The organism is Paenibacillus foliorum, assembly GCF_013141765.1.
GTDB lineage: Bacteria > Bacillota > Bacilli > Paenibacillales > NBRC-103111 > Paenibacillus_S > Paenibacillus_S foliorum.
This window is the reverse complement of the sequence record NZ_WHOD01000123.1, coordinates 1-7,450: the sequence shown is the minus strand read 5'-3', so window position 1 is coordinate 7,450 and position 7,450 is coordinate 1. Positions and strand designations below refer to the sequence as shown.

The 7,450-nt window shown below is 41.7% G+C and carries 7 protein-coding genes; 6 read left to right on the top strand and 1 reads right to left on the bottom strand.

Annotated elements, in window-relative coordinates; all coding sequences use genetic code 11:
• The first annotated feature begins 444 nt into the window (after positions 1-444).
• The 3 genes from GC093_RS32505 to GC093_RS32495 all read left to right on the top strand — a co-directional run bounded on the left by GC093_RS32505 (position 445) and on the right by GC093_RS32495 (position 2,773).
• Positions 445-1,833 (top strand): PASTA domain-containing protein, encoded by a 1,389-nt coding sequence (locus tag GC093_RS32505; RefSeq protein ID WP_171656112.1) that lies wholly within the window; start codon positions 445-447, stop codon positions 1,831-1,833.
• 102 nt (positions 1,834-1,935) lie between these two features.
• A complete protein-coding gene (locus tag GC093_RS32500) occupies positions 1,936-2,160 on the top strand; it encodes a hypothetical protein (protein ID WP_171656111.1) in 225 nt (74 codons plus the stop codon).
• A complete protein-coding gene (locus GC093_RS32495; protein ID WP_171656110.1) occupies positions 2,132-2,773 on the top strand; it encodes an HAD family hydrolase in 642 nt (213 codons plus the stop codon). The genes GC093_RS32500 and GC093_RS32495 overlap by 29 nt, the downstream gene beginning before the upstream one ends.
• Before the next feature lie 1,381 nt (positions 2,774-4,154).
• Here GC093_RS32495 and GC093_RS32490 read toward each other — a convergent pair.
• Entirely contained in the window at positions 4,155-5,003 is an 849-nt protein-coding gene (locus tag GC093_RS32490) for a helix-turn-helix domain-containing protein (protein WP_246315790.1), read from the bottom strand.
• A 132-nt stretch (positions 5,004-5,135) separates the two neighbouring features.
• Here GC093_RS32490 and GC093_RS32485 point away from each other — a divergent pair, with 132 nt between their 5' ends.
• The 3 genes from GC093_RS32485 (at position 5,136) to GC093_RS32475 (ending at position 7,134) form a co-directional block, all read left to right on the top strand.
• Complete coding sequence (locus GC093_RS32485; protein WP_171656109.1) at positions 5,136-5,342, top strand: alpha-L-fucosidase; 207 nt, start codon at positions 5,136-5,138, stop codon at positions 5,340-5,342.
• An 87-nt stretch (positions 5,343-5,429) separates the two neighbouring features.
• Positions 5,430-6,119, top strand: a complete 690-nt coding sequence (locus tag GC093_RS32480) for a sensor histidine kinase (RefSeq protein WP_171656108.1) — start codon at positions 5,430-5,432, stop codon at positions 6,117-6,119.
• 595 nt (positions 6,120-6,714) lie between these two features.
• Positions 6,715-7,134 (top strand): GNAT family N-acetyltransferase, encoded by a 420-nt coding sequence (locus tag GC093_RS32475; protein ID WP_171656113.1) that lies wholly within the window; start codon positions 6,715-6,717, stop codon positions 7,132-7,134.
• The last annotated feature ends 316 nt before the right edge of the window (positions 7,135-7,450 follow it).

Sequence of the window (7,450 nt, the reverse complement as noted above, 5' to 3'; positions counted from 1 at the left end):
CCTTTATAACACAAATAATTGAAAAGGCTAAAATTGATACAAGTAAAGGAAAATGACTATTAGGTTGAACTAACAGAACATGATAGTGCAATGACTAGGAAGCAGACCTCCGCCGCAGCTGCTTCCATTTTCGTTAAAGTACCTCTTGGCTTTTACATAGAAACTTTGCCACTGGCTGGAATTTTATAGTCACAGGTTTTTTGGTAGTAAGTTTAGTAGCAACAACCTATGTAATTTATTTCATCTATGCACTGGAAACAAGAACATGTACCGATTCCGATTAGAACCCGCCAAAATACGGGTTTATTTCTTTAGTAGGGACAGGATCTTTTCATCTTTCCTGTGATAAGAGCTTGTACGATTGACCATGGTAAATATAACCACTAATGACGCAAAAACTAGATGTTAGGCGAATAGACTATACGTATAAGGGGGAATACATCTATGGATAACATCGGAAATCGATATATGCCCGAACAACCGATTAAAGAAATTACGAACGGGCTATTGTTAAGAGGGATGGATCTGACCTTCAAACGTAGTGTTCTTCTATATACATTCCAAGAGGCAGACGAACTAGCGCATCAGGAAGCTTTACGTTTTATGAGAAAAGCATCCCAGATGTCCGACGAGCATTTCATGCGCGTTCTGGATGCTGGTTCAGAAAACGGAACGTTGTTTGCCGTTCTTCAGGCGGAAACGGGAAGACCTTTGTCCGATCGGCTGATAGATCTGGAGATAACGGGTCACAAGGCGCTGATGTATGTGCACGAGCTGGCCAAGGGCATTCGAGAAGCTCGCCGAAGACGGCTGCCCGAATGCTCCGTTGACGCGGATAATCTATGGATTGAAGATAACGGCCGGTTGCGGATCATAAATTTTTGGGCGGAGGGGAAGTACGGACGACGCGGAGTTCCGGGGCTGGCACTGCTATTGTACCAGCTAGGTGCCAAAACAGATATCCCGACATCCTCTATTAGTGCCTATACATTCGAGATGAATCGGTCGTTTGCGGATTTGTCGGATGTAGCTCGGGAACGTGCTATAGCTTTGGCCAGCAGGGCATATGAAGGGTTATGCACGCTTGCCGATTTTCAGCAAGAGCTGGAAGTACTGCTCGGTATCGGTGGCGAGGGGAAGGAGCCACTTCTTATATCGGTTTTACCGGTAAAAGATATGATGACGTCAAGCAGACGGGAGCGGAAAACCGCCATACGTGAGTCACATGCGTTTGTAGATACTAAAAACAAGAAGAGAAAGGCCGAGAAGCGAACGGCAGAAGGGCGTAAACCTGGGGAGACTCAGACGCGCATCAGTGCGGCAACGGCCAGCAAAATGACGGAATTGCGCAATCTGTTCCGAGAGACGTTCCAGCTGCGCAAATGGCATCTGTTTGCTACCGTCGGCTCCGGAGTACTCATATTCTTGCTTTGGCTGATACTGCGTCCGCTCCCTAACGATGTAAACGGTTCTAAGTCGCAGACAATTCCAACGCTCGGTCCCACAGCTGTATCGGTAAATCGTACTGAGACGTCGGAGTCTTCAGCATCGGCATCCTCGATGCAAGCTCGAACGGTTGTACCGAGGGATAAAGTCGAGGTTCAGCCGCCAGACGATAGCGCGGTACAAGCCAAGACGGGCATTGTCCCGGATTTGGTCGCTCATACAAGGGAGGATGCCGAAAAGATAGCAATTGCCTCTGGGCTTCGATATCAGTTTTACATGGAATCGAATGCCGCCGACAAAGGGGTTGTGTTCAAGCAAGACCTTACTCCCGGTACTCCCGTGAAAAATGGCGACCGCATCAAGTTCTGGGTGAGCAAAGGAAAGTAGATCGGAGGCAAAAGTCGGCGGACATGAGGCTCGTCGCACCGTAGACAAAGAAAAAAAGGGAACGGTTTCAAGAATATATTATCATTAGGAGTCGCATGCAGCTTGACCGAAATCGTAAAACAATGTGTGGAGAAAGGAATCTTGAAGTCATCCACGGTCATCATTGACGCAACTCACACTCCCGAACTACTCGACCAATTGGCTAATGTAGTAAAGAAGGACGATTGGGATGTGATTATAATTCCCGAATTAGGATCTGTAGGCATGGTTGCCGCAGCTGACAAAGGAGAACGAAACAATGAAAAAGTACATACTCTTCGATCATGATGGTGTTCTGGTTGATACTGAATTCTGGTATTACAAAGCGGGAGAACGCGCTCTGGCTGACATTGGATTTACCTTAGATAAAGATCAATACCTCCGCGACATGACCCAGTCATTGGGCACTTGGTCCCAAGCTAGGGCGGCAGGTATTGATGAACAGACCATCAGCAAGCAGCGTGAGGTCCGCAACGTCTATTATCAGGAATATCTAAGAACAGAAGCCATAGAGATTGAAGGCGTAGTTGAAACTCTAGCCGAACTGTCAAAGTACGTCCGCATGGCCATCGTGACGACTGCAAAACGTGCGGATTTTCAACTTATTCATGAAAAGCGCCAGATTAGACAATTCATGGAATTCGTCCTTGTTCGCGAAGACTACAAGCGCACCAAGCCGCACCCGGAACCATACTTGACCGGCCTAAAGCGCTTCGGAGCTACCAAAAGAGAGACCCTGGTTGTAGAGGATTCAAACAGAGGGTTGAACTCAGCCGTGGCGGCTGGTATCGACTGTGCTATTGTCCATAACGACTTCACAAAAACACATGACTTCACACAGGCCAGCTATCGAATCAAAACTCTGATTGAACTAAAGGACATTATCCTGAATGTAACCTGAGAGAGCATTCGCCAGCGTGTCCCGGATTGGAATACAGACCTGATTCTTCCGTTTTCAGAATCACTAGCTGGGCACTTTGCTGGAATTGTTCAAACAAATTGGTAAATACAATTATAAGCGTTACACAAAAAGCAACGATTTAAATCGTTGCTTTTTGTGTTGAAACAACTTATAAATTTTCTGACCAATAATCCCATTATTATAATGTATAACACTAATGTCGGACGACACAACCATTATCCGTTTCAAGGTCGCATATAATGAGGCTTTATTTTGTAATGGGACAATGTTTATGACGTGAACCGACGACAAGAACATTGTCCCATTCTCAACTCACGACACAAAAATTTTCCGTTTTTCGGAGTAGAAGAAAACTTCACCGTAAACGTCCCTAGATTAGCTGGCAGGATTGTTTCCGTGTAAGATGAAACGCTGCTGCAGCTCTGAGTGAAGCAGTATAGCATTGACTAGGTATAGTGCGAGTTAAGAGAAGGCAGCCAGCTTCAATTGAAAGAAAAGCTTGAGGAATCAGGCTTTTTATTTTTTATGTAGGGAGATTTGTGTCATTTGAAAATGCACAAATCTCCCTACATTGTCGCGAAGTATAGTTGCACATGTTAAATGAAAATATTGTTGCAGAGTGAGAAAATAAAGTATTTTCTTAGTGCTTAGGTTAAGATAAGTCCCCTGTTTAAGCACTACATGCTACCCGCGTACGTTCTTTAATGGGTGATTGGAAATGGAATATAATGAGGAGGACGTAGCCCAAGCGAAGGCGCGGGAGCGTTCTTTTTATTGAACTCTAACGGGACACGATAGTGCAATGGACGTAATTAGGAAGCTACTTCTTCCTTTATTACGTCCATTTATAATTTAGCTAGGGGTCTCTCAAATAAGTTGTCGAAATCCCAAATATGTAGATGATCCGTTTTTCTCAATGGTTTCATGAGATTTAATCAAAGAATGATTTTATTTGATTAATCAAAGGTGTTTTTATGAGGTTTAAAGAATAAGAGGTCAGCTCGTTAAGCTAAATTATTTATCGATGAGCGGGCGCCGTGGCAGCCTGCTCTTATTTATGTGCGCGCAGCATGGGCGCTAACTACAGGGTGTAAGTCCCGAGTGACGAAGGCAGTAGTAGTCATTAGCTTAAAACAAGACAGGTGGTCCATCGTGAGGTGGAGTCTTAAGGAAATGGAGTTTGGAAGTTCCAGACGCTTCGATCCGAAACAACGTTGGGAGTAGGCGGATTCGTACAGTCATTCAGAACCTGATCTACTATGCCTCGCGTTTAGTACGACATGCTTGTCGGGTCAAATTTGCATTCGGATCGTGCAGCCCGTGCTTTCAAACGTTCCGTCGCGTTCCTTACTTTAGCGGCTCAGGTGTTGGAGAGCGAAGTGCTACCCCGTACATTTTTCCGATACTCCGTCGGTGGAAACCCTGTTTCTTTGCGAAAGCTTTTTGTAAAATGATTCGTATTTTCAAAACCGGTCTGCTCAGCGACTTCTTTCATGCTCAGCGACGTTGTTGTGAGCAGAAATTTAGCTTTATCCATCCGTTTGCGCTGCATATATTTAGCGGGTGGCATGCCGAAGTGCTTTTTGAAATATTTGATCAAGTAATTGGGGTGGAAGTGGACGGATTTTGCCATTTGTTCCACGGTAATGCTTTTATGCAGATTGTGTTCGATGAATCGCTGCAGTTGGTCAAGTCTATCCATTTCTTCGGTGCGCTGCTGCAGCATATGGACGGGAACAGATTCTAAATAGCAGGATATAATTTGCAGCAGGATTGCCTTTTCGCGAAGCCGAGATGTTAACGCAGAATCGTGGAATAGCGCAACAAGCTCTTTAAACCATGTTGTCATCTGCTCGGCATTGCTGACCTTCATATAGAGCGGTATGTCCAGCCATTGGAATAGATCAAACGAACCGATATGCGCTGTGAAATGGCACCAATATTTAAAATAAGGAAGATTGCTGGTGACGGAATAAGACTGCTGCGAATGAGCGGGCAGCAAGCAAAGTTGCCCTGGACGAGGGTGCAGCTCTTGATCGCCTATTTTGATCCAGCCTTCTCCGTTCAGAATCCAATATAGTTTATTGTACGCCGGTGTAAAATTATGTAGTCTCCACGATTCGATACACTGAGTAAGATGAGCATCCATGACATGTATCTGAAGATTTTGAAGAAGATCCGCCAAGAAAGCAGATTGTTGTGCATTCATCATATGTTCACCTGTAAATGTTAATAATGGACGGGTAAAGATTAGTTTCATACATGTCTATGATACCATAGCCTTGATATACTAAAGTAGTGAACTCGAAATTGATTTTTTCGAGCGAGAGGTGTGTATCTAATGACAAGCAATAATACTATTATTCAAGAACGCACAGAGCGGACGAAATGGTTTTTGAATGACCGGTACGGCATATTTATTCATTGGGGATTGTACGCTATTCTGGCAAGAGGGGAGTGGGTGCGCAGCGTTGAGCGTATCTCGGTCGAGGATAATTCGGCTTTTATTACTCCCATGCATTTGACTGGGAGCATCCGGATGAGATAAATTTTCCGTCAAATTCATCTCTTCAAACTGAGTATATTTAAATCAAGGAATTCTCGTAGGAATCTCTTAAAACAAGGGGGAGCATGAATGTGTGAAGATTTTGAAAAATTCTCAATTGCCAACTTAAAGCTCTTAGAGTATTACTTGGCAGATGCTATAGCTCCAAAACTACACATGAATCAGGATTTTATGATTAACATACTAACTACTATAGATAGCTACGCGATTCAAGCAGAGATAGAAGAAATATCAAACATAATACAGTCTTATTCTTTTATTCTGCGTTACATTTTTTATGTCGACCGTAAATTCGCGACTATCAATGAGGAAATTACTTATATTGAAAAGTATTGGCAATTATTGAGCTATCGAGATCAAAATATTAATTTAATTTTGAAGATACCAAAAGAACTGAAAGATATCCAAATCCTAAGGTTAAGCCTTTTTCCGCTAGTTGAAAATTGCATATATCATGGTTTCAAAAATGGAATTGATGAGAATTGCTACATAGAAATTAAGGCATGCATCTTGGAATCGAATCTAATCATTGAAATTAAAGATAACGGTTTTGGAATACCTGCAGAAATTTCAAATAATATATTCACTGAAATGGAAGAAAGCATCATTAACTCTACATTAAGAAATAAAAAGTCAGGTAATGGAATTATGAATGTACATAACAGGATCCGATTAGCTTACGGCAAAAATTATGGTTTAAAAATTAATACTAAAGAAAAACTTGGGACCATTATTGGTATGAAATTACCTTTCTGCTGAACTGATTTTGATGGGTTCGACCTCTAGCCCGTTTGGACGTACAATTGATACTGATGACGTCATTTCACCAAGATAGTTACGAGGGGATATTACGAATCCGTTGAGTTTGAATCTTTATACGTATGTGCATAATAATCCGTTAACGCATTTGGACCGGGCATGGCTACTTGTCCTAATGCAGGGGGGGGGCATGTATAACAGATGAGGACGGCTCTGATAAATTTATACAAGATTCAACAACTTTAACTTATAATAGTGCTCTTTACATGGACACATATAAAGCTGCTTGAACTAAAGCTAATAACTGTGACCAAAATAGAAATACTCTTGTACTGGGGACTGGGGGTGTAGTTGTCCAATGACACAAATGTGCCTACATAACATATCGAAGAAAAGCTTGAGGAATCAGGCTTTTTATTTAAGGGGATTTGTGTCATTTGAAAATGCACAAATCGCCCTACATTGTCGACTAGTGACACAAATCTCTCTTCTTTTGAAATATGATACAATACCCCATAAAGGGATATGGATTGTCTTTTACATGAAGAGGGGATTGTTAATGCAAACAGTTTTTATAAAAGGTGAGAGTGAAAATATGAATATTAGAGTAGCAAGTGAATTAGACTACCCTGATTTAAGACTTATATATCTAGAATCTCGTCGTAAAAGTTTTCATTGGGCAGATACAGAAGAAATGACTTTAGAAGACTTTGATAAGCATACTGTAGGAGAGTATATAATTTTAGCAGAGGAAGATACTCATATCCTTGGATTTGCTTCTTTGTACCTGCCAGATGATTTTATACATAATTTATTTGTTCACCCTGATTTCTCAGGTAAGGGTGTTGGTGGTCAATTGGTTAATGCCTCCATAGAAAAAATGAATAAACCAGTAAGATTGAAATGTGTATCCGAAAATCAAAAGGCGATGAAGTTTTATGAGAATAATGGTTGGAAAAAAGTTGTTGAAGAAGGTAAACCAGAAGAAAGATATTGGGTTATGGTATATGAATAAATAAATAACTAAAGCCTGTTTTATTTTTTTTGATGTTACGCTAACGTGACACTATAGTTGAGGATCTGCAGCTGAGCAGTTCCTCTTTCTTTATTGAAGCAACGGGCAGGATAGTGTGGCGAAAAAAGTAAATTAATGGTATATATAGTATGTTTCAAAAAGCCGGGAATACAATTATGAATGACACTAGTGTTGTACTAAATACAGTACTATTTCCCCCTCCTTATCAAGCTAAGTATGTATTAGACGATATGCTTTATCCAGTGAACTTCGAAACGATGTCTGGTATTTAGGGGACTGGATAGAGGGACTTTCA

Excerpts from the sequence above, each read along its gene's own strand:
- GC093_RS32475 (WP_171656113.1), top strand. The coding sequence starts at position 6,715 with ATGAATATTAGAGTAGCAAGTGAATTAGACTACCCTGATTTAAGACTT.
- GC093_RS32490 (WP_246315790.1), bottom strand. The coding sequence starts at position 5,003 with ATGAATGCACAACAATCTGCTTTCTTGGCGGATCTTCTTCAAAATCTT.
- GC093_RS32495 (WP_171656110.1), top strand. The coding sequence starts at position 2,132 with ATGAAAAAGTACATACTCTTCGATCATGATGGTGTTCTGGTTGATACT.
- GC093_RS32480 (WP_171656108.1), top strand. The coding sequence starts at position 5,430 with ATGTGTGAAGATTTTGAAAAATTCTCAATTGCCAACTTAAAGCTCTTA.
- GC093_RS32485 (WP_171656109.1), top strand. The coding sequence starts at position 5,136 with ATGACAAGCAATAATACTATTATTCAAGAACGCACAGAGCGGACGAAA.
- GC093_RS32505 (WP_171656112.1), top strand. The coding sequence starts at position 445 with ATGGATAACATCGGAAATCGATATATGCCCGAACAACCGATTAAAGAA.